The sequence below is a fragment of the Pseudoduganella sp. S-14 genome (genome assembly GCF_049913285.1).
Classification (GTDB): domain Bacteria; phylum Pseudomonadota; class Gammaproteobacteria; order Burkholderiales; family Burkholderiaceae_D; genus Rugamonas.
In genome coordinates, this window is the sequence record NZ_CP183991.1 from 1,303,691 (window position 1) to 1,330,582 (window position 26,892).

Annotated in this window: 29 protein-coding genes; 22 read left to right on the top strand and 7 right to left on the bottom strand. The window is 61.7% G+C overall.

Annotation, left to right across the window (positions count from 1 at the left end):
- Window positions 1-6 precede the first annotated feature (6 nt).
- Both rodA and ACN9MZ_RS06025 read left to right on the top strand, forming a co-directional pair.
- Complete coding sequence (gene rodA, locus ACN9MZ_RS06020; RefSeq protein ID WP_426341326.1) at window positions 7-1,122, top strand: rod shape-determining protein RodA; 1,116 nt, start codon at window positions 7-9, stop codon at window positions 1,120-1,122.
- The gene (locus ACN9MZ_RS06025) at window positions 1,119-2,123 is read left to right on the top strand and encodes a septal ring lytic transglycosylase RlpA family protein (protein WP_426341327.1); all 1,005 of its coding nucleotides are present in this window, start codon (window positions 1,119-1,121) and stop codon (window positions 2,121-2,123) included. Before rodA ends, ACN9MZ_RS06025 begins: the two co-directional genes overlap by 4 nt.
- Here ACN9MZ_RS06025 and ACN9MZ_RS06030 read toward each other — a convergent pair.
- The 7 genes from ACN9MZ_RS06030 to argS are packed head-to-tail and all read right to left on the bottom strand — an operon-like array spanning window position 2,110 to window position 8,292.
- Window positions 2,110-2,802, bottom strand: a complete 693-nt coding sequence (locus tag ACN9MZ_RS06030) for an SPOR domain-containing protein (protein ID WP_426341328.1) — start codon at window positions 2,800-2,802, stop codon at window positions 2,110-2,112. The genes ACN9MZ_RS06025 and ACN9MZ_RS06030 overlap by 14 nt on opposite strands.
- A 16-nt stretch (window positions 2,803-2,818) precedes the next feature.
- Window positions 2,819-3,592 carry a type III pantothenate kinase gene (locus ACN9MZ_RS06035; protein WP_426341329.1) on the bottom strand — a complete coding sequence of 258 codons (774 nt, stop codon included), beginning with the start codon at window positions 3,590-3,592 and terminating at the stop codon, window positions 2,819-2,821.
- Window positions 3,589-4,401, bottom strand: coding sequence for a biotin--[acetyl-CoA-carboxylase] ligase (locus ACN9MZ_RS06040; protein ID WP_426341330.1), 813 nt, complete (start codon window positions 4,399-4,401; stop codon window positions 3,589-3,591). The genes ACN9MZ_RS06035 and ACN9MZ_RS06040 overlap by 4 nt, the downstream gene beginning before the upstream one ends.
- Window positions 4,398-5,171, bottom strand: a complete 774-nt coding sequence (locus ACN9MZ_RS06045) for an SDR family oxidoreductase (protein ID WP_426341331.1) — start codon at window positions 5,169-5,171, stop codon at window positions 4,398-4,400. Before ACN9MZ_RS06045 ends, ACN9MZ_RS06040 begins: the two co-directional genes overlap by 4 nt.
- Before the next feature lie 4 nt (window positions 5,172-5,175).
- Window positions 5,176-5,844 carry a thiol:disulfide interchange protein DsbA/DsbL gene (locus ACN9MZ_RS06050; protein ID WP_426341332.1) on the bottom strand — a complete coding sequence of 223 codons (669 nt, stop codon included), beginning with the start codon at window positions 5,842-5,844 and terminating at the stop codon, window positions 5,176-5,178.
- Between the two features lie 14 nt (window positions 5,845-5,858).
- Window positions 5,859-6,575 carry an SPOR domain-containing protein gene (locus tag ACN9MZ_RS06055; protein WP_426341333.1) on the bottom strand — a complete coding sequence of 239 codons (717 nt, stop codon included), beginning with the start codon at window positions 6,573-6,575 and terminating at the stop codon, window positions 5,859-5,861.
- 7 nt (window positions 6,576-6,582) lie between these two features.
- Window positions 6,583-8,292 carry an arginine--tRNA ligase gene (argS, locus tag ACN9MZ_RS06060; RefSeq protein ID WP_426341334.1) on the bottom strand — a complete coding sequence of 570 codons (1,710 nt, stop codon included), beginning with the start codon at window positions 8,290-8,292 and terminating at the stop codon, window positions 6,583-6,585.
- Window positions 8,293-9,036: 744 nt separating this feature from the next.
- Here argS and rsmB point away from each other — a divergent pair.
- The 20 genes from rsmB (at window position 9,037) to ACN9MZ_RS06160 (ending at window position 26,844) form a co-directional block, all read left to right on the top strand.
- Window positions 9,037-10,386, top strand: a complete 1,350-nt coding sequence (gene rsmB / locus ACN9MZ_RS06065) for a 16S rRNA (cytosine(967)-C(5))-methyltransferase RsmB (protein WP_426342869.1) — start codon at window positions 9,037-9,039, stop codon at window positions 10,384-10,386.
- A 64-nt stretch (window positions 10,387-10,450) separates the two neighbouring features.
- Window positions 10,451-10,984, top strand: coding sequence for a DUF4390 domain-containing protein (locus ACN9MZ_RS06070; protein WP_229209952.1), 534 nt, complete (start codon window positions 10,451-10,453; stop codon window positions 10,982-10,984).
- Window positions 10,985-13,270, top strand: a complete 2,286-nt coding sequence (locus ACN9MZ_RS06075) for an ATP-binding protein (protein ID WP_426341335.1) — start codon at window positions 10,985-10,987, stop codon at window positions 13,268-13,270.
- A 100-nt stretch (window positions 13,271-13,370) separates the two neighbouring features.
- On the top strand, window positions 13,371-14,084 hold the full coding sequence (locus tag ACN9MZ_RS06080; RefSeq protein WP_426341336.1) for a response regulator: 714 nt from the start codon (window positions 13,371-13,373) through the stop codon (window positions 14,082-14,084).
- Between the two features lie 236 nt (window positions 14,085-14,320).
- The gene (locus ACN9MZ_RS06085; RefSeq protein WP_307143689.1) at window positions 14,321-14,449 is read left to right on the top strand and encodes a hypothetical protein; all 129 of its coding nucleotides are present in this window, start codon (window positions 14,321-14,323) and stop codon (window positions 14,447-14,449) included.
- A 54-nt stretch (window positions 14,450-14,503) separates the two neighbouring features.
- The gene (locus ACN9MZ_RS06090) at window positions 14,504-14,761 is read left to right on the top strand and encodes a BTH_I0359 family protein (RefSeq protein WP_055928525.1); all 258 of its coding nucleotides are present in this window, start codon (window positions 14,504-14,506) and stop codon (window positions 14,759-14,761) included.
- Window positions 14,762-15,177: 416 nt separating this feature from the next.
- Window positions 15,178-15,570, top strand: coding sequence for a VOC family protein (locus tag ACN9MZ_RS06095; RefSeq protein WP_426341337.1), 393 nt, complete (start codon window positions 15,178-15,180; stop codon window positions 15,568-15,570).
- Window positions 15,571-15,593: 23 nt separating this feature from the next.
- A complete protein-coding gene (locus ACN9MZ_RS06100; RefSeq protein ID WP_426341338.1) occupies window positions 15,594-16,349 on the top strand; it encodes an Imm10 family immunity protein in 756 nt (251 codons plus the stop codon).
- 20 nt (window positions 16,350-16,369) lie between these two features.
- The gene (locus ACN9MZ_RS06105; protein WP_426341339.1) at window positions 16,370-17,014 is read left to right on the top strand and encodes a glutathione S-transferase family protein; all 645 of its coding nucleotides are present in this window, start codon (window positions 16,370-16,372) and stop codon (window positions 17,012-17,014) included.
- Between the two features lie 63 nt (window positions 17,015-17,077).
- On the top strand, window positions 17,078-17,461 hold the full coding sequence (locus tag ACN9MZ_RS06110; protein WP_426341340.1) for a VOC family protein: 384 nt from the start codon (window positions 17,078-17,080) through the stop codon (window positions 17,459-17,461).
- Entirely contained in the window at window positions 17,452-18,417 is a 966-nt protein-coding gene (locus tag ACN9MZ_RS06115) for an NAD(P)H-dependent flavin oxidoreductase (RefSeq protein WP_426341341.1), read from the top strand. The genes ACN9MZ_RS06110 and ACN9MZ_RS06115 overlap by 10 nt, the downstream gene beginning before the upstream one ends.
- Window positions 18,418-18,459: 42 nt before the next feature.
- Window positions 18,460-19,245, top strand: coding sequence for a class II glutamine amidotransferase (locus tag ACN9MZ_RS06120; protein ID WP_426337026.1), 786 nt, complete (start codon window positions 18,460-18,462; stop codon window positions 19,243-19,245).
- Between the two features lie 54 nt (window positions 19,246-19,299).
- On the top strand, window positions 19,300-20,583 hold the full coding sequence (locus tag ACN9MZ_RS06125; RefSeq protein WP_426341342.1) for an EAL and HDOD domain-containing protein: 1,284 nt from the start codon (window positions 19,300-19,302) through the stop codon (window positions 20,581-20,583).
- Between the two features lie 80 nt (window positions 20,584-20,663).
- Window positions 20,664-21,584, top strand: a complete 921-nt coding sequence (locus tag ACN9MZ_RS06130) for an ABC transporter ATP-binding protein (protein WP_426341343.1) — start codon at window positions 20,664-20,666, stop codon at window positions 21,582-21,584.
- A 9-nt stretch (window positions 21,585-21,593) separates the two neighbouring features.
- Window positions 21,594-22,871, top strand: a complete 1,278-nt coding sequence (locus tag ACN9MZ_RS06135) for an ABC transporter permease (RefSeq protein ID WP_426341344.1) — start codon at window positions 21,594-21,596, stop codon at window positions 22,869-22,871.
- A gap of 491 nt (window positions 22,872-23,362) precedes the next feature.
- Window positions 23,363-23,878 carry a GNAT family N-acetyltransferase gene (locus ACN9MZ_RS06140; protein WP_426341345.1) on the top strand — a complete coding sequence of 172 codons (516 nt, stop codon included), beginning with the start codon at window positions 23,363-23,365 and terminating at the stop codon, window positions 23,876-23,878.
- A gap of 863 nt (window positions 23,879-24,741) precedes the next feature.
- Window positions 24,742-25,626 carry a hypothetical protein gene (locus tag ACN9MZ_RS06145; protein ID WP_426341346.1) on the top strand — a complete coding sequence of 295 codons (885 nt, stop codon included), beginning with the start codon at window positions 24,742-24,744 and terminating at the stop codon, window positions 25,624-25,626.
- A 78-nt stretch (window positions 25,627-25,704) separates the two neighbouring features.
- Complete coding sequence (locus ACN9MZ_RS06150; RefSeq protein WP_426341347.1) at window positions 25,705-26,040, top strand: hypothetical protein; 336 nt, start codon at window positions 25,705-25,707, stop codon at window positions 26,038-26,040.
- Between the two features lie 67 nt (window positions 26,041-26,107).
- Window positions 26,108-26,488, top strand: coding sequence for a DUF7668 domain-containing protein (locus tag ACN9MZ_RS06155; protein ID WP_426342870.1), 381 nt, complete (start codon window positions 26,108-26,110; stop codon window positions 26,486-26,488).
- Between the two features lie 77 nt (window positions 26,489-26,565).
- Complete coding sequence (locus ACN9MZ_RS06160; RefSeq protein ID WP_426341348.1) at window positions 26,566-26,844, top strand: hypothetical protein; 279 nt, start codon at window positions 26,566-26,568, stop codon at window positions 26,842-26,844.
- The last annotated feature ends 48 nt before the right edge of the window (window positions 26,845-26,892 follow it).

Below are 26,892 nucleotides of genomic sequence, written 5' to 3' on the forward strand. Positions count from 1 at the left end.
GGCAGCATGCCTATCAATGAAAGGCGTTCACTGTGGCGGCGCATGCGCCCGTATGTGACGGTATTTGACGGCCCGCTGATGTTGGTCATTGTGTTGTTGCTGACCACCAGCCTGGTTGCGCTGTATTCGGCCAGTATCGGCATTCCCGGCAAGATCGAAGACCAGTTGCGCAATATCGCCATGTCGTTCCTGGTGATGTGGTTCGTGGCGAATATCTCGCCGCAAAACATGATGCGCATCGCGCTGCCGGCCTATGTGGTGACGATATCGCTGCTGCTGGCGGTGGCCCTTTTTGGCACCATCAAGCTGGGCGCGAGGCGTTGGCTCAACCTGGGCTTCGTGCAGATCCAGCCTTCCGAATTTGCCAAGATCGCGGTGCCCCTGATGCTGGCCTGGTACTTCCAGCAGCGCCACGGGCATATGCGCTGGCATGCTTATGCGCTGGGCGCGGTATTGCTGCTGGTACCGGTGTTCCTGATCGCGCGCCAGCCCGACCTGGGCACGGCGCTGCTGGTCGTGGCGGCTGGCGCCTGCGTGATCTTCCTGGCTGGCCTGGCATGGAAAGCCATTCTTGCGCTGGTGGTGATGGGCGCGGCCTGCCTGCCGGTTGCCTGGTCGATGATGCACGATTACCAGCGCGAGCGGATCATGACCCTGATCGACCCGACGTCCGACCCGCTGGGCAAGGGCTTCCACATCCTGCAGTCGACCATTGCCATCGGCTCCGGCGGCGTGACCGGCAAAGGCTGGACGCAGGGCACCCAGGCCCACCTGGAGTTCATCCCCGAGCGCACCACCGACTTTATATTCGCCGTGTTTTCGGAGGAGTTTGGCCTGGTCGGCAACCTGGTCCTGATGTTCCTCTACCTGCTGCTGATTGGCCGCGGGCTGATGATCGCTTCGGGCGCTCCGAACCTGTTTACCCGCCTGCTGGCAGGCGCGATCACGATGATTTTCTTCACCTATGCCTTCGTCAACATGGGCATGGTGAGCGGCATCCTTCCGGTAGTGGGCGTGCCACTGCCGTTCATAAGCTACGGCGGCACTGCGCTGCTGACACTCGGATTGGCATCGGGCATCCTGATGTCGATCCAGCGACATAGAAAGCTGGTGCAAACTTGAAGAAGCACGCAATCCGACTCCTGCCGCTGGCGGCAGCCGCACTGCTGGCCGCTTGCGGTACCACGCAGACCGACTCCGCTTCGCGCAAAGCGCCGTCGCCCGTGACGGCCAAGCCGCAACCGGGCATTCCGGTGCTGCCGGCGGCCGGCTCCGGGCGCGGCGCCTACTACCAGGACGACGGCCCTGGCGACAACCCGCCATCGGGCTTGATCGAGACGCCTGATGCGGAGGTGCGCAACGATCCTCTCGCGCCTTACTCCAATCGTCCTTACGTTGTCTTTGGCAAGACCTACAAGCCTATCCCGCTTGGCTCGGACTTCAAACAGCGCGGACCGGGCACCTGGTATGGCAAGAAATTCCATGGCCAGCGCACCTCGTCCGGCGAGATCTACGATATGTACAAGATGACGGCGGCGCACCCGACGCTGCCGATTCCTTCTTACGCACGCGTGACCAATGTCTCCAACGGCAATTCGGTGGTGGTGCGCATCAATGACCGCGGGCCGTTCCACTCCACCCGTATCATCGACGTTTCGTATACGGCGGCGCTGAAGCTTGGCCTGCTGGTCAATGGCAGCAGCCAGCTCGAGGTGGTGCACCTGCCGCCGGCCGAAATCGAGCGCATGATCGCGGCGCGCAAGGCTGGCGGGAGCGCAGCTGCCACCGCTTCGGTGACACCGCCCCAGGCGCCGCAGAGCATGCCGAAGGCGGCGCCGATGCTGGCGTCCTCCAATGGCGACGAGGCCAAGCCGGTGCTGCTGGGCGGTGCAGGCGAGCAGGGCTTCTACCTGCAACTGGGCTCTTACGCGCGCGAAGACGGCGCCGACGGCCTGCGCAAGCGGCTGGAAGCAAGCGATGCCGGCCTGAAGCTCGACGTCGAGCAGGCCGGAAAATTCTACCGATTGTTCGCCGGCCCTTATGCGAGTCGTGAAGATGCGCAGGCAGCCGGCAAGGCGCTGCCATCGAGCCTGAAGCTCAGGCCTATCGTTATCGAGCGCTAGAGCAGGAACGGGTTTCCTGCTCGGGAAACTTGGCGGTGATCTTGGCGATGCGTGTCTTGGCGTCTTCGCTGATGTCGCGGAACTGGAAGTACACCTGCTTGCTGCTGGTGTAGCGCGGCGCTACGCGGGCAGTTTGCACGCCTTGCTTGACCAGCGCGGCCAGTTGCGCCTGCGCGGCTGCCTCGCTGCGGAACACGCCCAGCGAGATACCCCATTTCAGCGGCGAGCTGTCGTTCAGGATGAAGAAGTTGGTGACACCGAGTTCACGCAACTCGTCCGCCTTCTTTTCGGCGGCAGCGCGGCTCGCTTGCGGCGGGATGTGCACGATGTAGCTCGACACTTCCTGTTCGGCCACGTTGCGGCGCTGCTGCCGGTCGCCCAGTTCCAGCGGCGCCAGGCGGTTTTCAAACTTGCGCGCCTCGTCCAGCGCGAAGTTGCCCACTTCCACGCAGGCGACGGTGGCTGGCTCGTCGCGCGGTACCGGCGGCGGCGGGGCGAGCGCTGCCACCGCGCTTTCGGCCTTGCTGGCGCTGATCAACTGAAGTTTGTCGGCATTCTGCTGCTTCTGCAGGCGTCCAGGTTCATGCTCGTTGCCGCTGAATTGGCCGAGGTAGCCCTCGCCGTACGCATACAGCGCGGCATTGGCGACCAGCAGCAGGGCGAATATCAGTTTCAGCACAGGCACTCCATTCGGCTCAGGCGCTGCGCAGGGCAGCGTGCAGTCCTAACATCACAATGTTCTCGACGTGGCGGTGCGGTACGGGGACCGCTGGCGCGACGTAGGGCGCGGCGCCGCCGGAAATAATACATTCTACGGCCTGGTGCAGCTCGAACGCGCGTTCAATCGCACCGGCTTGCGCGGCCAGGCAGCCGGACAAGATGGCGTCGTCGGTGTTGTCGGCGAAGCCGTCCGGCAGCTTGCCGGGCTTGATCTGCGGTAGCTGGGCAGTGTTCCGGGCCAGCGAGGTGGCCATCAGGCCCAGGCCCGGCAGGATCATGCCGCCCAGGAAAGTGCCATCGGCGGTGATTGCGTCGATCGTGGTGGCCGTGCCGCAATTGGCCACCACGATGGCTTTGCCCGGGCACAGGGCGTGCGCGCCGATGGCGGCGGCAAAACGGTCGCAGCCCAGTTGCGCCGGGTTGCGGTAAGCGTTGCGGACGCCGGCGCGCTGCGGCATGGAGGCGAACCATTCGATGGCTTGCGGATCGACCTGCAGCGGCGGCGCGGCCAGCCAGCCAGCCAGCATGTCGCGCACGGACTGGCCGGCGACGTTGGCAATCAGCACGCGGCCGATGCCGGGCGTAGCGGCCGCACTGGCAAGGGCGCTGGCCAAGGCTGCCGGGAAGCCGGCGGCGTCGGCGTGCATGCGCGCGCCTTGTGCCAGCCAGTCGCCGAGGGCGGCGCCGGGGGCAACGAGCGCCCACTTGATGCGGGTGTTGCCGGCATCGATCAGCAGTTCGTAGCTCATGGCGCAAGCCTCAGCGAAACATCGCCCGACAGCACGGCCACGCGGCCAGCCGGGGTATCGAGCAGCAAGCGGCCCTGGTCATCGACGCCGGCGGCCAGGCCTTCCTGCTGGACTTCGCCCTGGTCGAGCAGCCGCACCGGCTGCCCGCGCCAGGCCTGCAGCGCGTTCCAGCGCTCGGTGAAGGCGGCAAAGCCGGTCGTGTCGAATTCCGCCAGCACCGCGCACAGGCGGCTGAGCAATTGTGCCAGCAAGGCATTGCGGTCCATCTGCGCCAACCAGGGGGCCGAGGATACCTCGCGGCCGATCGCCGCTTCCATCTCGTCCGGCATCAGCAGGTTCATGCCGCAACCGATGACGGCCCAGATGGTGCCATCCGGCGCCGCCTGGGTTTCGACCAGGATGCCGGCCAGCTTGGCGCCATCCTTCAGCATATCGTTTGGCCATTTGAGCTGCACCGGCACGCCCAGGCCATTCACGGTTTCGGCCAGCGCGACGCCGACCGCCAGCGGCAAGCCGACCATGCGGTGCAGCGGCGCGCGGAACGGCCAGGCGACGGAGAACGTCAGCGATGCGCCCGCTGCGGAAAGCCAGCTGCGCCCTGCGCGTCCGCGGCCTGCGGTCTGGCGCTCGGCCACGCGCAGCAGGGGCCCGCGCAAGGCGGCGGCCCCCGTCTGCGCCGCGCTAGGCACGCGCGCCAGCAAGTCGGCGTTGGTGGAGCCGGTTTCGTCCACCACTTCAATGGCGACGTGGGAGGCGCTGTCTGCGACCAGCGCACGGATTGCCGCGGCGGCGAGAGGTGTTGCATTCATGCCGTGCCCTTGCGCGCCTTGTGCGGCGCCTTGGCGAAAGCCCGGTCAAACAGCCAGTTCGGCAGCGCGCGCAGCAAGCGCGCAATCATGCCGGCGCCGAATGGAATGACCCTGTAGCTGTCGCCGCGCTCGATGCTGCGCGCTGCGGCGGACGCGAAATCGGCAGGCTGCATCAGGAACGGCATCGGATATTTGTTCTGTTGCGTCATCGGCGTATCGATATAGCCTGGCGCAATGGTGACCACCTTGATCCCGCTGCCGCGCAATTCCACCCGCAGCGCTTCACAATACACCCGCACCGCAGCCTTGGAAGCGCTGTAGGCGCCGCCGCCCGGCAGGCCGCGCACGCCGGCGACGCTGCCAATGCCGACCAGGCGCGCCGGGGAGCCCTGCGCGCGCATCGCCGCGATGAAAGGCGAGAACGTCGCTACCGTGGCTGTGACGTTGGTGGCGATGATCGATTCGAAGACCGGCAAGTCTTCCGCAAGTTCAGTGATGGTGCCGTGCGAGATGCCTGCGCTGGCGATGACGATGTCGCAGCCGCCGGCATGGGCGAGGAAAGCTTCGGCGGCGCTGCGCAGCGCCGCATGGTCGGTGACGTCGGCCGCGTAGCAGCGGTGGCGTTCCGGATTGGAAAGGGTGGCGGCAAGCGCCTGCAGCGCGTCCGCGCGGCGTCCCAGCAGGCCGAGGACGCAGCCTTGTGCGGCGTAATGCGCCGCCAGTGCCGCGCCGATGCCGCTGGAGGCGCCGGTGATGAAAACGCGCTTCAAGGTCTTACTTCTTCTCCGCCTTAGCCTTGGCGACCAGGAAATCCAGCACCGTCAGCGCATTGGCGTGCTGCTGGGCCTCGCTTGGCACCGGCTTGATGCTCTTGTTGGCTTCGGCAGGGGAGGTCATGTACTTGCCATCGACGATCAGCATCGGCCAGTAGTCGACCCGGTAATCTCCCATCATGCGTTCCGTGCGGCGCACCTTGGCCGCTACGCCAAAGCCGTTATAGGCTTCGGTAAATTTGGTCTTGTCGATGCCGTTGCCGGCGGCCCAGTCGATCACCGCGGCGTCGTTGCGCAGGGAATTGCCCTGTTCATGCATGGCGTTGAACACTTTCGCATGGTTCTGCTCCACCAGGCCCAGGGCTTCCAGCGCGAAGAACAGCTTCTGCTGCGGCAGCACGGACGGGCCGCGGCTCACGTGGATGCGCTTGAACACCACGTTGTCGCCTTGTCGCTTGACCCAGGCGGCCATGGCCGGATCGAGTACATAGCAGTGCGGGCAGTAGTAAGCGAAGAACTCGATGACTTCAACCTTTTTGCCGGTATCTACCGGCTGCGGCTCTGGCAGCACGACGTAATCGGTGCCGGCCACTGGTGCCGCAGGAGAGGCAATGGCGCCAAACGCGACGCCGCACAAGACCGCGGCCAGGATCTGCTTGAACAGTTTCATCGCTCGCACTTCCCTTATTTTTGATTACGGACGACGGCAACATCGATGCCGTTTTCAGACAGCTTGGCGCGCACCTTGTTCATGGCCTCCACCTGGGTGAAAGGACCCATGCGCACGCGGTGCAGCACGCCGGCGTCGGTGGCGCGGTCGGACACCGTCGCTTCGAAGCCCAGCAAGGCCAGCTTGGCGCGGGTGTTTTCGGCGTCGGCGACTTCGCGGAAGGCGCCGGCCTGCAGGTAGTACACGAACTTGTCTTCGCCTGGCAGGGCAGGCGCCGGGGCGGCTGCCTGCGCCGGTGGCGCCGCGCTATTGACCGGTGGCGGCGCCGCGGGCGAGGTGGCGGCAGGCGCCGGTGCCGGTGCTGGAGCCGCTGGCGCTGCCGCCGGGGCCTTGGCCGGTGCGTGGCCCTGTGCCTGGATGTTGTCCACTACCTTCTGCAGTTCATCGGCTGGAGCTGGCTTCGCGTTATCGCGCTCGAATTCGCTGTTTGCCTTTTTCACCGCATCCTTGTTGCCGTACATCGGCTTGTTCGGATCGGCGATCTGGCCGGATGCTTCATCGGTCGGCTTGCCGTTTTTCGGCGCCTTGTCGGTGAATGGCGTCTGGCCCTTGGTGATGCTCAGGGCGACGACGACAGCGATGACCAGGCCGATGACCAGGCCGATGATGAAGCCAACCAAGGTATTACCTTGTTGCAGACGCGGAGAAAAGCGCGGGGAGCGAAAAGCCATGTGGACCTTACATTTGGTTAGGAGCAGAAACACCGATCAGTGCCAGACCGTTGCGCAGCACCTGGCGGGTAGCGACCATCAGGGCCACGCGGGCCAGCTTGGTCGCTTCGTCTTCCACCAGCACTTTTTCGGCGAAGTAGAAGGAGTGCAGGGCGGCGGCCAGGTCGCGCAGGTAGAACGCTACCTGGTGCGGGCCCAGTTCGGCCTGGGCGCGGGCCAGCACTTCCGGATACTGCGCCAGGGCGGCCAGCAGGGTCGCTTCGGTCGGCGCAGTCAGCGGAGACAGGTCGACGTTGGCGACGGAGGCTTCGTTTCCGCCCCAGTTTTCCAGCATGCGGCAGATACGCGCGTGGGCGTACTGCACGTAGTAGACCGGGTTTTCGTCGGAAGTTTTCAGTGCTACGTCGACGTCGAACACGAATTCGGTGTCGGCTTTACGCGAGATCAGGAAGAAGCGCACGGCATCGCGGCCCTTGGTGATGTCGCCGCCGCCGGACCATTCGATCAGGTCGCGCACGGTCACGTAGGAGCCGGCACGCTTGGAGATCTTCACCTCGGCGCCGTCCTTCATCACGGTGACCATCTTGTGCAGCACGTAGTCGGGGAAGCCTTGCGGGATGCCCAGGCCGACCGCTTGCAGGCCGGCGCGCACGCGGGCGATGGTGCCGTGGTGGTCGGAACCCTGCACGTTGATGGCCTGGGTGAAGCCGCGCTGGAACTTGACGATGTGGTAGGCGACGTCCGGCACGAAATAGGTGTAGCCGCCATCGGTCTTGCGCATGACGCGGTCCTTGTCGTCGCCGTAGTCGGTGGTGCGCAGCCACAGCGCGCCCCCGTCTTCGTAGGTGTGGCCGTTGGCGACCAGCGCTTCCACGGCCTTTTCCACCTTGCCGTCGGAGTACAGCGAGGATTCGAGGTAGTAGTTGTCGAATTTCACGCCGAACGCCTGCAGGTCAATGTCCTGCTCGTTGCGCAGGTAGGTCACGGCGAAGGCGCGGATGTTTTCGATGTCTTCCACGTCGCCCGAGGCGGTCACCGGCTGGCCGTCGGAGGCGGAAACGGTCTTCTTGGCCAGGAAGTCGGCGGCGATGTCGGCGATGTAGTCGCCGTTGTAGGCCGATTCAGGCCATTCGGCGTCGCCCGGCTTGAAACCCTTGGCGCGGCACTGGACCGAAGTGGCCAGGGTCTGGATCTGCACGCCGGCGTCGTTGTAGTAGAACTCGCGGGTGACCTTGGCGCCTTGCGCTTCGAACAGGGACGACAGCGCGTCGCCCAGGGCCGCCTGGCGGCCGTGGCCCACGTGCAGCGGGCCGGTCGGGTTGGCGGAGACGAATTCGATGATGACGTTCTTGCCGGCCAGGGCTTCGCTCTGGCCAAAGGTGGCGCCTTGCTGCAGCACGGTCTTGACCACGGACTGCTTGGCGGCGTCGCTCACGCGCAGGTTGATGAAGCCCGGGCCGGCGATTTCGGCCGAGGCGACCAGCTGCTTGCCGGCCGGGTCTTCCTGCAGTGCGGTGACGATCTTTTGCGCCAGCTCGCGCGGGTTCATTTTCAGCTGCTTGGCCAGCTGCATGGCGATATTGCAGGCGACGTCGCCGTGCGAAGCGTCGCGCGGGCGCTCCAGCACCACGTTGGCTTTAACGTCGGAACCTTCCAGGATAGGCGCGAGGGCGGCCTGGAACAGGGAAATGATCTCTTGCTTTTGTTGGGCGAGCATGTGAATAGCCGGGAACGTCTGAAAGAGGGACATTATACTTGTTTGCAAGAACGGGTAAATCAGGGGGAAACAAGGGGTTAGGGCGCTTATCCCGGGTACAATCTTGGTTTTCATAGATTTACCGCGATGAATGCGGCCGCCCAGGCCGTGCCGCCGGCTGGCGGGCGCGATGACAGGATTGCAATGACTAAGAAAGAGCGCCCAACCTTATCCCTCAAACCTAAGGCGAAACCGGCAGCGCCGGCGGCCAAGTCGCCTCGTGCGCAGGGGGATGGCGGACAGCGCTCTGCGGGGCCGCGTCCAGCCGGTCAATCGCGCGGCGAATCGGCCCCACGCGCCAACGGCCCGCGCCCGAGCGGCGAGGGGGCCCAGCGGGGGGGCGGTCCGCGTCCAGACCGGGAAAGTCGGGGCGAAGGCCGCAGCGAGGGACGTGGCGACCGCGATCAGCGCGGCCTTGCCCCACGTTCGGACCGCGAGAACCGCGGTGAAGGACGCGACGACCGTGGCGCGCGCAGCCATAGCCCGCGCGCGGGCGGCGAAAATCGTGGCGAAGGTGGCCAGCGCGGCTTCGGCCGGCGCGAAGGTGCCGATTTTCGTAATGATTCGCGCTCGGAGCGCAGCCAGCGTGAGTCTGGCCGTGCGGCGGGCGGCGAGGGGGCCGGTGCTGGATCGCCATGGGCCGCCCGCAATCCAGCGGCCCGCGGGACAGATGCGCCAGCGCCACGCGCTCCAGCCAGGCCTGCCATCCGGGAAAGCCACCACCGCGACCTGAAGCCGCGCGTGCAGACCGATTTCCAGTCCGAACTGAAACAGGACTCGCTTGCTTTCGCGCTTCTGGGCGCCGCGACCGCCGCCGTGCAGGTGCAGCAAGGCACCGCCCTGCCGCAGGCGCTGGCAAGTGTCTTTGCTAACAATGACGCCACCCCGCAAGCCCGCGGCGCAATCCAGGACATCGCCTACCGCGCGATGCGCCAACTGGCCCTGAGCGAAATCCTGGTCGGCCTGATGGCGCCCAAGGCTCCGGAGCCGCTGGTCCAGGCCTTGCTCTCGGTCGCCCTGCCGCTGATGCACCCGGCCGACGGCAGTCCGGCCCCGTACGAAGCCTTCACGGTAGTCGACCAGGCCGTGACGGCCGCCGGCTCCCACCCCGATACCGCGCGCGCGAAAAACATGGTCAACGCCCTGCTGCGCCGCTTCCTGCGCGAAAAAGAGGAGTTGCTGGACGAAGCCTTGCAGCAGCCGGAGGCACAATATAACTACCCGCAATGGTGGATCGACTCCGTCATCACCGCCTACCCGAAGGACTGGGAGCAAGTGCTGGCCGCCGGTAACAAGGCGCCGCCGCTGACGCTGCGCGTCAACACCCGCCGCACCTCGCTCAGCGACTACCTGGCGCGCCTGGCCGCGCAAGGTATCGAAGCCACCCAGGTTGGCGCGTTCGCGGTGCGCCTGGACAAGCCGGTGCCGGTACACCAGATTCCGGGCTTCGACGAAGGCGACGTCTCGGTGCAGGACGCTGGCGCCCAACTGGCGGCGCCATTGCTGGACGTGCAAGCCGGGATGCGCGTGCTGGACGCCTGCGCTGCTCCGGGCGGCAAGACGTGCCACATCCTCGAACTGGCCGATGTCAATTTGACAGCATTGGACGCCGATCCAAAACGCCTGCAGCGCGTGCAGGAAAATCTCGACCGCCTGCAATTGCAGGCCAGACTGCAGCCGGCAGAAGCCCAGACCGACGCCTGGTGGGACGGCCAGCCATTCGACCGCATCCTGGCCGACGTGCCTTGCACCGCCTCCGGCATCGTGCGTCGCCACCCGGATATCCGCTGGCTGCGCCGCAAGAGCGACACCCGTCAACTTGCAACACTTTCGTCGCAAATTCTCGACAACCTTTGGAAAATGCTCGCCCCCAATGGTAAATTGCTGTTCGTGACATGTTCGTTGTGGCCGCAGGAGTCCGAGGCGCAGGCGGCCGCTTTCGCGGTGCGCAACCGCGCCACCCGCCTCGATGCGCCGGGCCAGCTGCTGCCTTTGGGCGGCGCCGGGCAGGATCACGATGGTTTGTTCTACGCATTGTTCCGGAAAGATGCGTAACCCTTTGACGAGCACCAGGCAAGTGATCCAAAGATTTCTTCGACTCCTTTGCTGGCAGTTGCTGTTGACGCTTGCGTGTGCGTTGCCGCACGCTGCCCACGCCTCCGACGAGACGGTGGAGATCACGCGCGCCTATATCGAGGCGGCAGAAGAGGGTTATCGCCTGTCCTCGGCCTATTCGTTCGAGTTGAGCCACGGCATGGAAGAGACGGTGCAGTCGGGCGTCCCGCTGCACTTCACCACGGAAATCAGCTTTACCCGCCCGCGCTGGTACTGGTTCGACGAAAAGGCCGTCACCGCCAAGCGCACGCACAAGCTGTGGTACGACGTCCTGATACGCCAGTACTACGTCAAGATCGTCGGTTCCGTTGCCCAGCCTTTCCAGACGCTGGACGAAGCCCTGTTTTTCATCCGCCGGCCTACCCGCTGGGTAGTCGCGCCGCGCGGCGCCCTGAAGGTGGGTGAAACGTATAACGTGACCCTGCGCATGGGCATGGACAAGGATTTCCTGCCCAAACCGATCCAGGTCAACGCCTTCAATAACAGCGAGTGGCGACTCTCGTCCAGCAAAAAAACCTTCCAGTACAGGGCCGAGTAAGTGACGTCTGCCCTCCGGTACTTGTTTGTCGTCGCGGGCGCGACTTGCAGCATATTGCTGTTCCTGCTCGCTTCCGCCTCCGATAATTCCGCCTTCTTCGACCGCTATTACGGCTGGCTGCTCGGCCTGAACGCCTCCGTCGCGGTGGCGCTGGTGCTGCTGGTCGGGTTCTCCCTGTTCCGCCTTTATTCGCGCTACAAGAGCGGCAAATTCGGTTCGCGCCTGATGACCAGGCTGGTGGTGCTGTTTGCTGCCATCGGCGTCTTGCCCGGTCTGGTGATCTTCCTGGTGTCGGTTCAGTTCGTATCACACTCCATCGATTCCTGGTTCAACGTGCGCGTGGAAGAGGCGCTGGACGCCGGCCTGGACCTGGGCCGCTCTGCGCTGGATGAATCGCTGGCCGAACTGGAAGCGCAGGCGCGCGGCACCGTGCGCCAGCTGGCCGAAGACCCGTTCTACGCCGCCCCGGCCACGCTGGCGCGTTTCGTGCGCCGCCATCCAGGCACCCAGAGCGCCATCATCGTCGACGCCGACGGCGGCCTGATCGTGTCGGCCATGGGCGAGCGCCGCATCAACCTGTCGGCCGACCTGCCTACGGCCGCCATGCTGAACAAGGCCAAGGACGATCCATCCTATGCCGCCTACGAGGGCGGCGGCGAGCTGCGCGACGACCGCATCGGCGCGCCGCAGCCGGCGCCGCTCGACGCCAACAGCGTGCTGCGCCTGCGCGTGCTGATGGCGATTCCCGATCCGGTGCAGCCGTCCGGTGCGCACCTGGCGCCGCGCTACCTGCAGATCATCCAGGCCGTGCCCCAAAAGCTGGCCAGCAACGGCGAAATGCTGCGTACCGCCTTCTCCGAATACAAGGAGCGGTTCGTGGCGCGCGTCGGCTTGCGCAAGATGTATATCGAGACGCTGACGTTGACGCTGCTGCTGGCCGTGTTTGGCGCCATCGCTGCCGCCTTCCTGATCGCAAACGACCTGGCGCAGCCGCTGCTGCTGCTGGCCGAAGGCACCCGCGCCGTGGCGGAAGGCGATCTGTCGCCGCGCCCGATCGTGGCCAGTTCGGACGAACTGGGCACGCTGACCCAATCGTTCAACACCATGACGCGCCAGTTGTCCGAAGCGCGCAGCGCTGTGGAACGCAACCGCATTGCGCTGCAAAACGCCAAGGCCCACCTGGAATCGGTGCTGGCCAACATGTCGGCAGGGGTGATGGTGCTGGACTCGGAATTTCGCCTGGTCACCTGCAACGACTCGGTCGAGCGCATCCTGCAGCACGCCGGCGTGACCCTGATCGGGCAGCCGCTGGCCGAAGTGGAGGGCATGCAGGAATTTGCCGCTGCCATCATCAACGCCTTCTCGGCGCAGTCGGCGCAGACCGCCGCCGGCCGCAACCTGCAGCGCCTGCACTGGCAGCGCCAGATCGAGATTCCGCGCCCGCCTGGCAGTGCCGAAGAAAATGAACTGATCCTGCTGACGCGCGGCTCGCGCCTGCCGCTGGAAACGGGCATTGGCTACATCGTCGTGTTCGACGATATTACCGACGTGATCTCTGCCCAGCGCTCGATCGCCTGGGGCGAGGTGGCGCGCCGCCTGGCCCATGAAATCAAAAACCCGCTGACGCCTATCCAGCTGTCGGCCGAACGCCTGCAAATGAAGCTTGAATCCAAGCTGGCGGGCCCCGATGTGGAACTGCTCAACAAAGCCTCCACCACTATCGTCAACCAGGTCGCCGCCATGAAACGCATGGTCGACGACTTCCGCGATTACGCCCGCACCCCGCCAGCCGTGCTGCAGCCGCTCGACCTGAACACCCTGGTCGAGGACATCCTGCACCTGTACGTGAGCGGGGAGGGCGACGACATCATCCACGCCAACCTGGCGCCGGCCCTGCCCATGATACTGGGCGACGAGACGCAATTGCGCCAGGTGATCCACAACTTGCTGCAGAATGCGCAGGACGCGCTGCAGGAGCATCCTCCTGCCGATGTCGAGCCGCGCATCGACGTGGTCACAGAGGGCATCATCTACCAGAGTGCGGATGGCGGCACGCGTATTGCAGTGCGCCTCTCAATCTCGGACAATGGCCCCGGTTTCATGCCGAAGATCCTGGCCAATGCGTTCGAGCCGTACGTGACGACGAAGGCCAAGGGCACCGGTTTGGGGCTGGCGATGGTGAAAAAGATTATCGAGGAACACGGGGGGCGGATCGATATCCAGAACCGTGACGATAGTAGTGGAGCGTCGGTGCTGATTTTGCTGTTAAAGTTGGCGTCGGTGTAGTTGGCATAATATTGTTGGACCAATAAAATCATTGTCGCGCCGACAGGTATAGAATGCCTGCGTAGAGAGCGATAAAAATGAGGGAAGGGGCAAGGGATACATGGCAAACATTCTCGTAGTTGATGATGAAATGGGCATTCGGGAGCTGCTCTCGGAAATCCTGGGCGACGAAGGTCATGCGGTCACGCTGGCGGAGAACGCCCAGCAGGCGCGCCAGGCCCGCGCGGCCGGAGCGCCCGACCTGGTCCTGCTCGACATCTGGATGCCGGACACGGACGGCGTTACGCTGCTCAAGGAATGGCAGCGCGATGGCTTGCTGACCATGCCGGTCATCATGATGTCCGGTCACGCGACCATTGACACCGCGGTGGAGGCAACCCGCATCGGCGCCATGAATTTCCTGGAAAAGCCGATTGCGATGCAAAAGCTGCTGAAGGCGGTGCAGGCTGGCCTGAGCCGGGCGCAGGAAGCCGTGCGCGCGCCAGTCATGGCGACCCGTCCGGTGATGCCGGCGCCGGTCGAGGAAAGCAGTTTTGGCCAGGTGCAGGTGGCGCAGCAGCCAGTCACCCACAACCTGGGCATGGCTCGCGCCGTCAATGGCGACAACCCGATCTTCAACCTGTCGTTCGACTTGCCGCTGCGCGAAGCGCGCGACGCGTTTGAGCGCATGTACTTCGAACACCACCTGGGCCGCGAAGGCGGCAGCATGACCCGCGTGGCCGAGAAGACGGGACTGGAACGCACCCACCTGTACCGCAAGCTCAAGCAACTGGGCGTGGAGCCCGGCAAGCTGTCGAAGAAAAACCAGGCTTGATTCCGACTACGCTGGTAACAGGCCCGACGGCCGCGGCGCGTGAAAACGCGATTGCGGCCGTTTTGTCGCCTGGCCACTCCACGGCCATCATCCTTGAAGGTTTGGCCGACGCACATTCTCCATTGGTGTATGATGAAAGTGACTCGACGGCATGGCAGCCGCAGGTACACCGCATCGCCCCCGGCTGCCTATGCTGCGCCGGTAATCTCGTCTTACGTGTTACATTGAATCGTCTCTTGCGCCGTCCCCCGGCGCAGCTCTTTATCAGCCTGGCGGATGCCACTCACGTGGATAGCCTGCGCGCCATGCTTGCCACGGCCCCTTACGACGCCCTGCTGCGCCTGGAGCCGGTACTGAACGCTTGAAAATGGCTATGACAGCCCCATCTCGGTTTGGAAACGAAACGTGAAGGAAGCCATATGAACCTCATTTACAACAGCGAGCAATACAGTGTTGTCGAATTTGGCGCAGACCGTAGCCTGGAAGCCTTGCGCTTCGGCGGCTACGAGATCGTCGACAAAGGCGGCAAGCGCGAAATCTTCATTGCCGGGGTCATGGCGCAGAACTTCCGCCGCGACGTTAACGAATTGATTGCCAGCGAGCCCACCATCGAGGAGATTGATGATTTCCTGGGCAACTATGAAGCACTGATGAGTCAACCGGTGTTGCTGCACTAGGTTCTTTTGCATCCTTCCGTGGAGCGTTCCCTTGCTCCACCATGGGCAGCCATGCCAGCGCTGCCCGTTTCCTCTGCTAAATCCATTCAAAAGCCCCGTGATAGAATTTGAAAAAATGTCAATTCGACATTTTCCTGACACTTGGGCCTGCAATTGCGTTCTACAACTTCAACGATCGTTCTCAAGCTTCGCTGCTTGTTTCGCTCTTGGTCGAGAAAATCCTGAAGCGCGAAGTACGCGCTGGATTAACCTGCTCCGTGAACCCTAGCCGCTGGAGTTCAGGGAGTACAGTCACCGGCATTCCTTTAGGTGCTGTGGCGCGCAGCGTACTCTGCGCCTGATCCCCGGAGGCAAGAATGATGTGGGAGTATGATTCCGCTGACACTCCCCTGAACCTACCGCCGGAACGCATAACCATGAGCGCCCTCGGATTCAGTCACTACAACCTGCGTGCACCGCGAGCATTGCTTGATGAACTGCGCGACTTCTACTGCGACGTAGTTGGCTTGACCGTTGGCCAGCGGCCTCCATTTCGCAGCTTTGGCTATTGGCTTTACGCTGGCGGGCATGCCGTTTTGCACCTGTCCGAAGCCGGACCGGCGGAAGTCAGGCCGACGCAGCCGTCGGGCACATTTGACCACGCAGCCTTTCGTTGTCGTGATCGCCCAGCGTATGAGAGCGCGTTGGCCTTGCGAGGCATCCGGTACCGCGTGGCCCTTGTTCCGGCAACGCAGCAAGTCCAGATTTTCCTCACTGATCCAGCTGGAAATGGGGTAGAGCTGAATTTCGATTTTTCCGACGAGGCCTGAAAAGCAGTGCGCTACGGGGACAAATGATGGAAGCCGAAGAGAATGCAATCCGCGCGGTGCACGCGAAGTGGATCAAGGCTGCCAATGCGGCGGACCTTTCCAGCCTGCTTGCCATCATGACCGAGGACGTCGTCTTCCTTCATCCGGGCGAGGCGCCTATTGGCAGGGAAGGTTTTTCAGCCAAGTTCACTGCGGCCCATCAAGAGCTTCGTATCGCATGCGGCAGTGAGCTGAAAGAGCTTGTCGTAGCGGGCGATTTTGCCTTCACGCGCAGCGCAGACCGCTTGAGCGTGACGCCGCGCGCCGGTGGCAATGCAACCCTGCTTGCCGGACAGCGCATGACGATTTACCGTAAGCTTGCCGACGGCCGCTGGCGCCTCGCACGCGACGCGCATACCTTATCGCCGGTGCAGAGTTTCAATTTTTTTGCTTCGAAAGTTTCGGCGGCGCCGGTCGATGGAATCTGGACAGTCGCATTTGGCGACCCCGCGCACGAGGATTATTTCCTGGTCCGGCGCGATGTCGAGAACGTACTCGGTGAGCGCGGACTTAACGTCCATTATATTGAATTCGGAGACCAGTCGAAGGCATGTTACGCTGGAATTGAAAAGGTGCAGGTGCTGCCGGATGCGGTGAAATTCCAGTTCACTGCCGATGCTGCGGTGCGCATCGGACTATGGGGGATAGTCGTTTCCTTTAGCCTGTGCAAGGCGGACCTGGCATCGGTATCGTCAGCATTGGCGCATATTGTGGAGCACGGGCGCGTCGAAGTATTGTAGGCTTCAATCGCCAAACTGCCATGGCCGATAACCAGCAATTCGTTCTATACGGAGCTGCAGCTTCCGGCTCTGTTGCCGTTGAAGCGGCCTTGACGCTTCTGGACATTTCCTTCGAAGTGATCGAAGGTGAAACCTGGTCGTCGGATGCTGCACGCGAGTGTGTTGGAAAACAGAACCCGATGCGGCAAGTCCCGACCTTGGTGCTGCCGGGTGGTGAAACGCTCACCGAGAGTGCCGCCATCCTGACCTGGCTGGCCGATGCTTACCCCGACGCCAGGCTGGCCCCGGCTCCGCACGATCTTTCGCGCGCGCAGTTCCTGCGCTGGATGTTCTTCGTCTCATCCGCAATTTATTCGCTACACTGGATCAAGCCGGATGTAAGCAGGATTGGCGCGCCGCACAGTGCCCGGGATCGCGTAGTAGCGTCGGTTCACGAGCGCATCGCTTTTTGTTGGCGCACGATGGACGCCGAGCTCGACCCCGGGAAATACCTGCTGGGTGATGCGTTGAGCGTCCTTGATCTCTACGTAGCCGTGATTTCGCGTTTTGGACCGTGGCGCGAGCGCTTCTACGCGGAGGCTCCGAAAATGACACCTGCGATCAAGCGTGTTGACGATGATCCGCAATTGAAGGCGCTATGGGCACGCCGCTTCCCTGAAGCTTGAAAGCCGGGAGGTATCGGATCACATCACGGGGAATGAGCCAAGTAAACGCAGGGGGAACTTCGTATGAAACGGACCTGGACAATCATTGGCGTCGCCGACGTCTCCCATAGCTTCAACTGGTACCAGGCTTTGTTTGGCCAGCCGAAGACCGCACCAGCCCACGAGTTCTTTGGGCAGGTACTCGACCACGATGGCACGGTTCTGCTCTGCCTGCACCAGTGGGGATCGCATGATCATCCCACGCTGGCGAGCCCGGGCTCCTCGCAGCCCGGCAATGGGCTATTGCTATTCTTCCGCGTAGACGATTTCGACCAGGCATTGGACCGGGCGCGCGGCCTGGTGGCGAAACTCGAGGAAGAGGTAAGCGTCAACCCAAGCACCGGCACGAGGGAATTCGCGCTGCGTGATCCGGATGGCTACTACGTCATGGTGAGCGCATGGGACTGAAGACCAGGCTTACGGAAAGGCTCGGGATCGAGCATCCGATCTTGCTTGCGCCAATGGGCGTCATGGCCGGCGGCAGGCTGGCGGCGGCGGTAACCAATGCCGGCGGCTTGGGAATCATCGGGGCCGGCTATGGCGATGCGGAATGGATCGAGCGGCAGTTCGCGGCAGCGGGCGGTGCGCGCGTCGGCTGTGGGTTCATTACGTGGTCGATGGCGCGAGATCCGAAGTTGCTCGAGCAGGTCCTGGCCAAACGGCCGGCCGTGCTGATGCTGTCGTTTGGCGAGCTGGAACCGCACGCTTCGATCATCAAAGCGAATGGCATCCCGCTGATCTGCCAGGTGCAAGGCATGAAGTACCTGCGCGAGGCCGTCGACGCCGGCGCCGACATCATTGTGGCCGAGGGCTGCGAGGCGGGCGGCCATAGCGGCCATCGAGGCTTGTTCACGCTGGTGCCTGAAGCGGCCGATTACCTGGCAAAGCATGCGCCAGAAACGGTGCTGGTAGCGGCCGGCGGAGTCGGCGACGGGCGAGGGCTCGCGGCAGCGCTGATGCTCGGCGCGGACGGTGTCCTGGTTGGCACCCGTTTCATCGCGGCGGCCGAATCTGAGGCGCCGGAAGGCTTCCGGCAGGCGATCATCCGTGCCGATGGCGACGCTACGATGAAGTCCAACTCGGTCGACGTGGTGCGCCAGCGTTACTGGCCTAACTCGGAATTCGTGGTCCGTGTGTTGAAAAATGATTTTGTCGCGGCATGGCATGGGCGCGAGCGCGAACTGGAGAAATCAATCGATGTCGAGTTCGAGCGGTTCTGGGATGCGTTCAGGGCGGGCGATGCCGACAATTCCGGCGTACTGATGGGGGAGGTTTCTGGCATCATCGACGACGCGCCGCCGGCGGCAGAAATTATCAACAAGATGGTTACCCAGGCCTGCGCGCTATTGGGCAAGAAGGAATGATGGCCCACTGCCTTGACGCTATCGACATGGTAAAGTTGTGGGATGTGCCAATTACTCGCGATGAACTGCAATGTCCCGACCGACATTGTGTTCAGTTTCACCGGCTTCGCCCTGCGCGGCGGGCAAACCGATACCCACCATGACGGCTGGGGCATCGCCTTTTTCGAAGGCGCCGGCGTGCGTCATTTTGTCGACCACCAGGCCGCGATCCATTCGCCGATTGCGGAACTGATCAAAAACTATCCGATCAAGTCCAAGAACGTGATCGCGCATATCCGCAAGGCCACGCAGGGCGAGGTCATGCTGGAGAACTGCCATCCCTTCGTGCGCGAGCTGTGGGGCCGCTACTGGGTGTTTGCCCATAACGGCGACCTGAAGGAATTCGCGCCTGTGCTGCATGGGCCTTTCCGTCCGGTCGGCACTACCGACAGCGAACAGGCTTTCTGCCTGATCCTGCAGGAATTGAGCGAGCGCTTTGGCGATACCTGCCCGCCGTTGCCGATGCTGCGGGCGCAGATCGAGAAGACCGTGCGCAGCATCGCCGCACACGGCACGTTCAACATGATGCTCTCCGACGGCCGTGCGCTGTTCGCGCATTGTTCGACCCATCTGCATTACATCGTGCGCCAATATCCCTTCGATACGGCCAAGCTGTCGGACGAGGACGTGAGCGTCGATTTTTCGCAAGTCACCACGCCGGACGACCGCGTGGCCGTGATCGTCACCCAGCCACTAACTACTAATGAGCAATGGACTGCCTTCGTGCCGGGGGAGATGAAGTGCTTTGTGGATGGTCTGCCGCAGAAACGGGACTTCGAGAAAATTTAACAGACACCGGCAGGATTTGATGCCAAAATGGCAGGACACGTCAGGAATTTCCCTATGATCGACCTTTCCAGCAACGATGCGGCCTCCCAGAGCCTGAAAGTTCGCGAATTCTATCTGGGCCGCCAGCCGATCCTGGACCGCAACCAGGCCTTGTTCGGTTACGAGTTGCTTTTTCGCAACGCTCCGGTTGGGCCGGCCAACATCAGTACTTCCGCGCTGTCTGCTACCGCTGCGGTAATTGCGCACGCCGCGCAATTGGGCATGGAGCGCACCATCGGCGATGCGATCGGCTTCGTCAACGTCGATGCCGACGCGATCCTGTGCGATATCTTTGGCTTCCTGCCGCGCGAAAAACTGGTGCTGGAAGTTAGCGCTGCCAACACTTTGGCGCCGGCTGTGCTGTCGCGCATGTCGGAGCTGGTGAGCCACGGCTTCCGCTTCTCGCTGGACGACATCAATCCCGATTCGCCGCAGCTGCCTGCGCTGATGCCGATGGTGGAATACGTCAAGCTGTCGATGCGCGACATGCCGCTCGATGGCCTGGTCCGGCTGGCCCAGCGCATCAAACAGGACGGCAAGAAGCTGGTAGCCAGCAAGGTCGAGAATCGCGACGAATTCAAGAACTGCCTGGACCTGGGCTGCGATTACTTCCAGGGCTACTACTTTGCCAAGCCGGTCATCATGAGCGGCAAGAAGCTGTCGCCGTCGCAAATGGCGGTGATGGAGCTGATGACCCTCGTGACTTCGGATGCCGACAACGCCGAAGTCGAGCGCGCCATCAAGAAAGATGTTTCGCTGGCGCTGAACCTGCTGCGCCTGGTGAACACGCCGGCCGTCGGTGCGCGCCAGCGCATCGATTCCCTCAGCCAGGCGGTGCACATCCTGGGCCGCCGCCAGTTGCAGCGCTGGCTGCAGATCATGCTCTACGCAGAGCCGGGCAAGCGCGGTCATTCGATGACGCCCTTGCTGATGCTGGCCACCACGCGCGGCCGCCTGCTGGAACTGCTGGCGACCAAGCTGCGCCCGGCGCACCGCCACGTGGCCGATATCGCTTTCACCGTCGGCATCATGTCCTTGATGGATACGCTGTTCGGCATCCCGATGCAGGAAATCCTGGCGCAGATCCCGATGGGTGATGAGGTCGGGGAAGCGCTCGTGTTCCGCGGCGGCTTCTTCGGCGACTTGCTCAAGCTGGCCGAATGCATCGAACGCCTGGAGGATATGGACACCCGCATCCTTCCGGCGCTGGCCGACCTCGCGATTTCGACCGAGGAACTGGTGGAGCTGGAAATGTCGGCATTTGAATGGAGTGACAACGTGGTGCGATACGCCCTGTAGAGGGGCGCACACCGATGGCGGCGCCGCAGTAGCGGCGCCGTTTTTTTTCCGGAGGACGAAGAGTGTTAAGTGTCAGTGGGTTGAGCAAATCTTTTGGCGAGCGGCGCGCGGTCGATGGCGTTTCGTTCCAGGTGCAACGGGGCCAGACCGTGGGCCTGCTGGGGCCCAACGGCGCCGGCAAGTCGACGACAGTCAGCATGATCTGCGGCTTGATCAAGGCCGACACGGGCAGCGTCGCGCTGGATGGCGAGCCGGTGGTGCATGGCGCCAGCTCGGCCAAGATGAAGCTGGGGCTGGTGCCGCAAGACCTGGCCTTGTACGAAGAACTCTCCGCAATCGAAAATCTCAAGCTGTTCGGGGCCCTGTATGGCATGAAAGGCACAGCGCTGGTCAAGCGCGCTGAAGAAGTGCTGGCGCTTGTGGGCCTGTCGGACCGTGCGAAGGAAAAGCCTTCGACATTCTCGGGCGGCATGAAGCGCCGCCTGAATATCGGCGCGGCGCTGCTGCATGATCCGCAATTGCTGATCCTCGACGAGCCGACTGTGGGCGTTGACCCGCAAAGCCGCAATGCCATCTTTGATACGCTGGAAGCGTTGAAGGCACAAGGACGTTCGCTGATTTACACCAGCCATTACATGGAAGAAGTGGAGCGGCTGGCTGATCACATCGTGATCATCGACCACGGCAAGGTGCTGGCAGATGCGCCGCCGGCAGAACTGTATCGCCGCCTGCCGACGCAGGCTGCCCTGCAGGTGGAACTGGCGGGCAGCGATATCCTGCCGGCGGAATTGCTGGTCGCCTCGCTGGCTGGCTTGCCGGGCGTCGCCGGCGTGCGCCGCGATGGCGTCTCGCTGGACATCAGTCTGCACGGCGCCGCTCATGCCGCGCCGGTGCTGCGCTGGCTGGACGAGCAGGGGCACACGCTAGCCCACTTCGCCACCGCCCGCACCAAGCTGGAAGATATCTTCCTTTCCCTGACCGGCCGCACCTTGCGCGACTAAGGAATTCCGATGACAGCAATTATTGCAATGATCCGCAAGGACCTGATCCTCTACATCAACGACAAGCGCGCGTTGATGCTCAACTTGCTGATGCCGATTGTGCTGGCGGCCTTCTTTGGCTCACTATTCGGCGGCGGCGATAGCGGCAACAACAGCAAGATCGAAATCGGCCTGGTGCAGCAGGACAGCAGCGTGATTAGCCGCAAGGTCGGAGATTCGCTGAAAGCCGATGCCAACTTGTCGGTCAAGGAAATGAGCCTGCAGGAAGCGCAGGACCAGGTCCGCGCGGGCAAGCTGGCGGTGGCCGTGGTGATCCCGGCAGGCTTTGGCGATGCGGCGGGCCAGTCGCTGTTCCAGCCGAGCGCCAAGCCGGAGCTGCCAGTGTATTACGACCCTTCGCAATCGACGGTGCTGGCGATGGTGAAGGGCTTGCTAACGCAGCATGTCATGCAGGGGGTGACGGGCGAGGTGATGGGCGGCAGTGCGACTGGCGCGAAATTCACCGATGACAGCCTGAAAAAGCTGGAAACTTCTCCCGCCAGCGAAGACAAGGAAGCGCTGGTTGGCTTGCTCGGCAGCCTGAAGAAATTCCAGGAGCGCGAGGCGGCCAAGCCTGCGAAGGAGTCGAGCGGCGGTGGCTTGAGCGTGCCGTTCGCCACCAAGGATCAGGCCCTTAGCTCGGGGCCGAAGTACAACGGTTACGCACACTCGTTTGCCGGGATGGGCGTGCAGTTCATCCTGTTCATGGGGATTGACCTGGGTATTGGCATCCTGCTGGCACGCCGCATGGGGATCTGGAACCGCTTGCTGGCGGCGCCAGTAACCATGTCGCAAGTACTGTTGTCGCGCGCGCTGTCGGGCGCGATGATTGCCGCCGGCCTGATGGCGGCGATTTTCTTCTGCGCGATGCTGATCTTTAAGGTGCAGGTGACCAATGTGCCGGGGTTTGCTCTGGTGGTGGTGGCGTTTGCGCTGATGACAGCATCGTTCGGCTTGCTGATTGCAGCCTTTGGCAAGACGCCCGAGGCGGCGCGGGGACTGGCGGTGTTTGCCACCTTGATCCTGGTGATGCTGGGCGGAGCTTGGGTGCCGACGTTCGTATTCCCTGCGTGGATGCAGCAGCTGACCATTATTGTGCCGACGCGCTGGGCGGTTGATGGCCTGGATGCCATGACCTGGCGTGGACTGGGCATGGATGTGGCGCTGCAGGCGGCTGGCGTGCAGCTTGCGTTTGCGGCGCTGTTTGGAACGCTGGCGATCTGGCGCTTCCGGGCGCAGGAGCGTTAGTCCCGGTAAGCCGGCGCCTGCTGCCTCGGCGCGTGCGTCGGGCTGGAGCTTAATGTGCAGCGTTTGCTGAGGTGAACGGATGAAGGCAAAAAAATATTACCCTGGTCGCGGGGCTGCTGATTGCCCAAAGCTCGTTCGCGCTCAGCCAATGTCCCAGTGACGTAAAGGAGTGCGGCCCCAATCCGTTTTACGTCTTGCTTGTCGGCATTTCTCATGTTTGCTCCGACGCGTATCCTGAGCTCTCTTTGGACTACAAAACCGCGCTCATTAGAATGGCTTCGGCGAATCCTGAGGCATATGCAAAAGTCGATGCTGACACTGAATTTCAACGCAAACTTAGCGATTTCAAGCAGGACTTGCGGCGGCTACCCATTGCGGAGTTGGAAAAGGAATGTAGAGTGCTACTTTCGGGGGTGGCAGGTGGCCGGTAACAGCCGCGGATTCCACCGGACGGTTAATCACATTCAGTAATTTTAAGGATAGGCTCCTTTATGAATCCCGCGTTCGCCATTTCCGTGCCGCGCCTTCAAACAGAACGACTGATGCTTCGCGAATATCGGCGCCACGACTTCGACTTATTTGCGGACCATTTAGCGAAACCCGAAAGCTCAGCTCATTTGGGCTCAGCCGACCGTCAAACCGCGTGGCGAATCTTCAGCTCCCATGCTGGACTATGGGTCTTGCACGGGGCTGGCTGGTGGGCTGTGGAGGACAGGCAGACTGGTCAGCTCGTCGGCAATGTCGGAGCCTTCTTTCGTGAGCAATCAACTGTGATGGAGTTGGGCTGGAATACTTATCGAGCCTTCTGGGGGAAGGGAATCGCAAACGAGGCGGCGACGGCAGTCTTGAATTATGCGTTCGAGGTGCGGCGCGAATCTAAAGTTCGGGCACTTATCACTTCTGGAAATGAATCATCGCGTCGCGTTGCCGAGCGCGTTGGGATGACCTACGAAATGGAGACAGAGCTCAACGGCAAAGCAGTCAATAGTTATATACGTGAGCGTTGATCGTTTTGCGGGCCAAATGAAAGTATATGAAGGCATCGCGCTTACAATGTAGGTATGTCATCCAAAACTCCAACTTTTCCCGGTCCCCGTACTATGCGCGGTGCCGTGCTCGCGGTACTACTTTCGAACGCAGACCAGACAGGTAAAGAGCCGCTACGAGGACGAGTAACACTTGCTGCAATCGTCAAATCGCTGAAACGTAAATACCACTGGCCGATTGAAACCATCAGTTTTCCATCCAGCGCCTCCGACGGGCGCGCGACATGGGCCACCGTGTACAGCTTGTCTCCGGAAGTCATCATTGCAGCTTTGGATGAAAGAGGTCTCGACTGGTTAAAAAGTACCGGGTAGCTTTCGCGCGAGTCATGAACTGTTTGCTGGAGAATAGAGAGAGCGCGCTCGCATGTCTTCAGGCAGACTTCGGCCAATAGCGGTCCGTCGCGTTGAGGCCAACGGTCGAACCCGGCCACAAACATTGAAAACTGATTTGCGGGAGCGCGATGACCAATCTGGTTGCGAGTGCAGTGACTGGAACAGAGGCGGTAAAGCTCATCTGGGAAGGGCGGCAATTACAATGTCATGTCTGTGCGGCGACCATTGCGACTGTTCCAGCGAATTGGGTGCCGGAAATGCCGCTTCATGGCATTCAATGCCCCAACGATCAGAAACACTATATGATTCACCTCGAAGATGAGTCTGCAATGAGGGAAATGCGGGCCCGCATAAGGGCGCGCGCTCTGAACAAGTAAGCGTTCCCCTGTCGGTTGATGGCCATCCAGATCCGTGTAGGTGGGTGCGCCGGCGCATTGATCAAAATGGGCTGCGCCTTGTGGGGTGCATGAACCGAAATTTGTGAGAGAAGAATGGCAATTAGAGATTACTCTGAGGACGACGATTACTACGAGCAAGGCTTCCACAAGGAAGGCGTCGCATCAGTATGGGTGGGTGTTAACGGCGATGAAGGCGAGCCGGATCTGGACGTGCTGCAGGACTTGTGCGGCGTTGGCTATTACCGCTTGAGCGACCAGGAACATTACAACCTTGGCTTTGAGCTAGTCGATGTGCGTGATTTGATTCAGCCACTGTCCTATTCAAAATCGTATGTCGATGCCGCCGTCGCAGCCGCTGCCAGACGCCGTTTGGGCAAAGCACGCTGGGTAACGGTGCAATACGATTTTGACTATGAGCCCGCAAAGGTCCCGCGCCCCATTGCGAACGATCCGGTTTTCATCGGCAGTTTCCCGTATTCCGTTCAGGATTCCCAACAGGCTAAAGCCTCGATCGAAGCATTCTTCGAACGCCGGGCAGATGGCAAGGAAATCCACGAAGGCATGGATTTGCTCCAACTGATCCAATCGGGCTGGGAACCACTGAAAATAACCCATGTAGGCTGGGTATGTGATGGCAGGCTCGTGGGGCTGGACTACGCCGATGGCGTGGTGGCAAAGATGCTGCCAGGGCGGCAGCATGTGGCGTTGATCGAGGCCGTCGCCGACAACACGGAAGCCAAAGGTAATCTGGTCGTCCTCAATGCGCTCGGCGAAAAACAATATGCCATCAGCCGCCATCAGACAATCGGGGGCGAGAACTTTTACGGTGAATTTGTCTGGTTCGAACGGGCTGCGGAACGTCCCGATCAATGCTTTGGGGCGGTGTTTGAAACGAATGGCCCTGCGGGCATTGAACAATACCACTTCGATATCGAAATCGGGACAGGCAAAGTTTCAGGTATTCGTCTGATGCGCTAAGCCAGTTGTGTACATCGGGAACATGCGGACGGCACATGTCGGCCAAAAAGCCGTCGTTGCCCGTGCTGGAAGGAATTTATGATATCGGATATCGACTCACCAGAATCTCAAGGTTTGCTGAAAGGCTGTGCGCTGATCGAAAGGATAAAGCTGGAACTGAAAGGCATTCTTTCGATGACAGGCGAGGAATTGGCTACTTGGAACTCCAGGAATGAAGTGCGCTTAGCTGAGCTACTGCTATTCGCGGAGCAAATGCAGCTTGGAGCCCAGGCTTACGAAGCTGCCAAGTCTAGAGTGTGTATGCTTCATAAGCCGCTTACTGGTGCGGTGAAGATTTCTGAAATAGATCTCCCACGGATATCTGCGTTGCTCACTGAACTTGAAGACCAGAGTTTCTGCTGCTGGATGATTTAAAGCACCGCTCACTGTCGGCCAGGACCTGCCATTCAAGGGTTTGTATCAAATGAGTGAAGATAATTCAATGGTGGAAATAGTAGCGGTCAAGGATGGCACAGCCGAACGCCCAATTCCTTCGGCATGGCGGCCAGCTCTGCGCGGAGTTGTGGCTGCCTTTGTAAAGGGTGACTATCTCTTGGCCGATAGCGTAGAAGATGTACAGGCTGTTTCTCAAGAGACCGCTAACCATATTCAGTCTTATCTCCGCGACTACGGAGCGACTTTGAATCCTTTGCCTGACGAGACTTGGAATTCCTCCGTATGCATATGGACCGGAGATCACTGGGACTTTCTAGTGGACTTGTACACTAGGGAGGAAAGGGCGAGCGACTTGGTGTTAAGTGGACGCGTCACGGATACAAATTCGGGATTTAAGATCGCCGTTCATATGGTGTATGTGCCATAGGTACACTCCAGCCGCCGGACTCGTAGCGGCCAACAGCGGCCATCTGAAACCTGGCCACTGACATGATGTGGAATCGAATGGAAAAAAGAGCAGTTGCAGATATTGTTGGCCCTTGGGTTGAACCAGACTTCAATTCAAGTCTCATTGAGCGTTGCCGCGACAATTGGTTGGTACCAGTTGGTGAGATTTCGAATTACGTGTTGGCCACCTACATTCGTCAGCGAATCGCATTGGACTTAGTGGTGCCCGAGGCCCAACGGCGGATTGCGTCAGACTTCGCGGATGAATCTGAGATCCTTGACGATGAGCTGGCGCGCGCTATCTCGGGAATTTTGCCCACTGATGAACCTCGTTAACTTCGCCGTCCACGTGAACGAGAACGGCCAAGTGCAGACGGTGCGAGT

What these genes read in the sequence shown, in the direction of transcription:
- rodA (WP_426341326.1), top strand. Translation starts at nt 7, where the DNA reads ATGCCTATCAATGAAAGGCGTTCACTGTGGCGGCGCATGCGCCCGTAT.
- ACN9MZ_RS06035 (WP_426341329.1), bottom strand. Translation starts at nt 3,592, where the DNA reads ATGAGCTACGAACTGCTGATCGATGCCGGCAACACCCGCATCAAGTGG.
- ACN9MZ_RS06040 (WP_426341330.1), bottom strand. Translation starts at nt 4,401, where the DNA reads ATGAATGCAACACCTCTCGCCGCCGCGGCAATCCGTGCGCTGGTCGCA.
- ACN9MZ_RS06050 (WP_426341332.1), bottom strand. Translation starts at nt 5,844, where the DNA reads ATGAAACTGTTCAAGCAGATCCTGGCCGCGGTCTTGTGCGGCGTCGCG.
- ACN9MZ_RS06055 (WP_426341333.1), bottom strand. Translation starts at nt 6,575, where the DNA reads ATGGCTTTTCGCTCCCCGCGCTTTTCTCCGCGTCTGCAACAAGGTAAT.
- argS (WP_426341334.1), bottom strand. Translation starts at nt 8,292, where the DNA reads ATGCTCGCCCAACAAAAGCAAGAGATCATTTCCCTGTTCCAGGCCGCC.
- ACN9MZ_RS06080 (WP_426341336.1), top strand. Translation starts at nt 13,371, where the DNA reads ATGGCAAACATTCTCGTAGTTGATGATGAAATGGGCATTCGGGAGCTG.
- ACN9MZ_RS06090 (WP_055928525.1), top strand. Translation starts at nt 14,504, where the DNA reads ATGAACCTCATTTACAACAGCGAGCAATACAGTGTTGTCGAATTTGGC.
- ACN9MZ_RS06095 (WP_426341337.1), top strand. Translation starts at nt 15,178, where the DNA reads ATGAGCGCCCTCGGATTCAGTCACTACAACCTGCGTGCACCGCGAGCA.
- ACN9MZ_RS06100 (WP_426341338.1), top strand. Translation starts at nt 15,594, where the DNA reads ATGATGGAAGCCGAAGAGAATGCAATCCGCGCGGTGCACGCGAAGTGG.
- ACN9MZ_RS06105 (WP_426341339.1), top strand. Translation starts at nt 16,370, where the DNA reads ATGGCCGATAACCAGCAATTCGTTCTATACGGAGCTGCAGCTTCCGGC.
- ACN9MZ_RS06110 (WP_426341340.1), top strand. Translation starts at nt 17,078, where the DNA reads ATGAAACGGACCTGGACAATCATTGGCGTCGCCGACGTCTCCCATAGC.
- ACN9MZ_RS06115 (WP_426341341.1), top strand. Translation starts at nt 17,452, where the DNA reads ATGGGACTGAAGACCAGGCTTACGGAAAGGCTCGGGATCGAGCATCCG.
- ACN9MZ_RS06120 (WP_426337026.1), top strand. Translation starts at nt 18,460, where the DNA reads ATGTGCCAATTACTCGCGATGAACTGCAATGTCCCGACCGACATTGTG.
- ACN9MZ_RS06125 (WP_426341342.1), top strand. Translation starts at nt 19,300, where the DNA reads ATGATCGACCTTTCCAGCAACGATGCGGCCTCCCAGAGCCTGAAAGTT.
- ACN9MZ_RS06135 (WP_426341344.1), top strand. Translation starts at nt 21,594, where the DNA reads ATGACAGCAATTATTGCAATGATCCGCAAGGACCTGATCCTCTACATC.
- ACN9MZ_RS06140 (WP_426341345.1), top strand. Translation starts at nt 23,363, where the DNA reads ATGAATCCCGCGTTCGCCATTTCCGTGCCGCGCCTTCAAACAGAACGA.
- ACN9MZ_RS06145 (WP_426341346.1), top strand. Translation starts at nt 24,742, where the DNA reads ATGGCAATTAGAGATTACTCTGAGGACGACGATTACTACGAGCAAGGC.
- ACN9MZ_RS06150 (WP_426341347.1), top strand. Translation starts at nt 25,705, where the DNA reads ATGATATCGGATATCGACTCACCAGAATCTCAAGGTTTGCTGAAAGGC.
- ACN9MZ_RS06155 (WP_426342870.1), top strand. Translation starts at nt 26,108, where the DNA reads ATGGTGGAAATAGTAGCGGTCAAGGATGGCACAGCCGAACGCCCAATT.
- ACN9MZ_RS06160 (WP_426341348.1), top strand. Translation starts at nt 26,566, where the DNA reads ATGGAAAAAAGAGCAGTTGCAGATATTGTTGGCCCTTGGGTTGAACCA.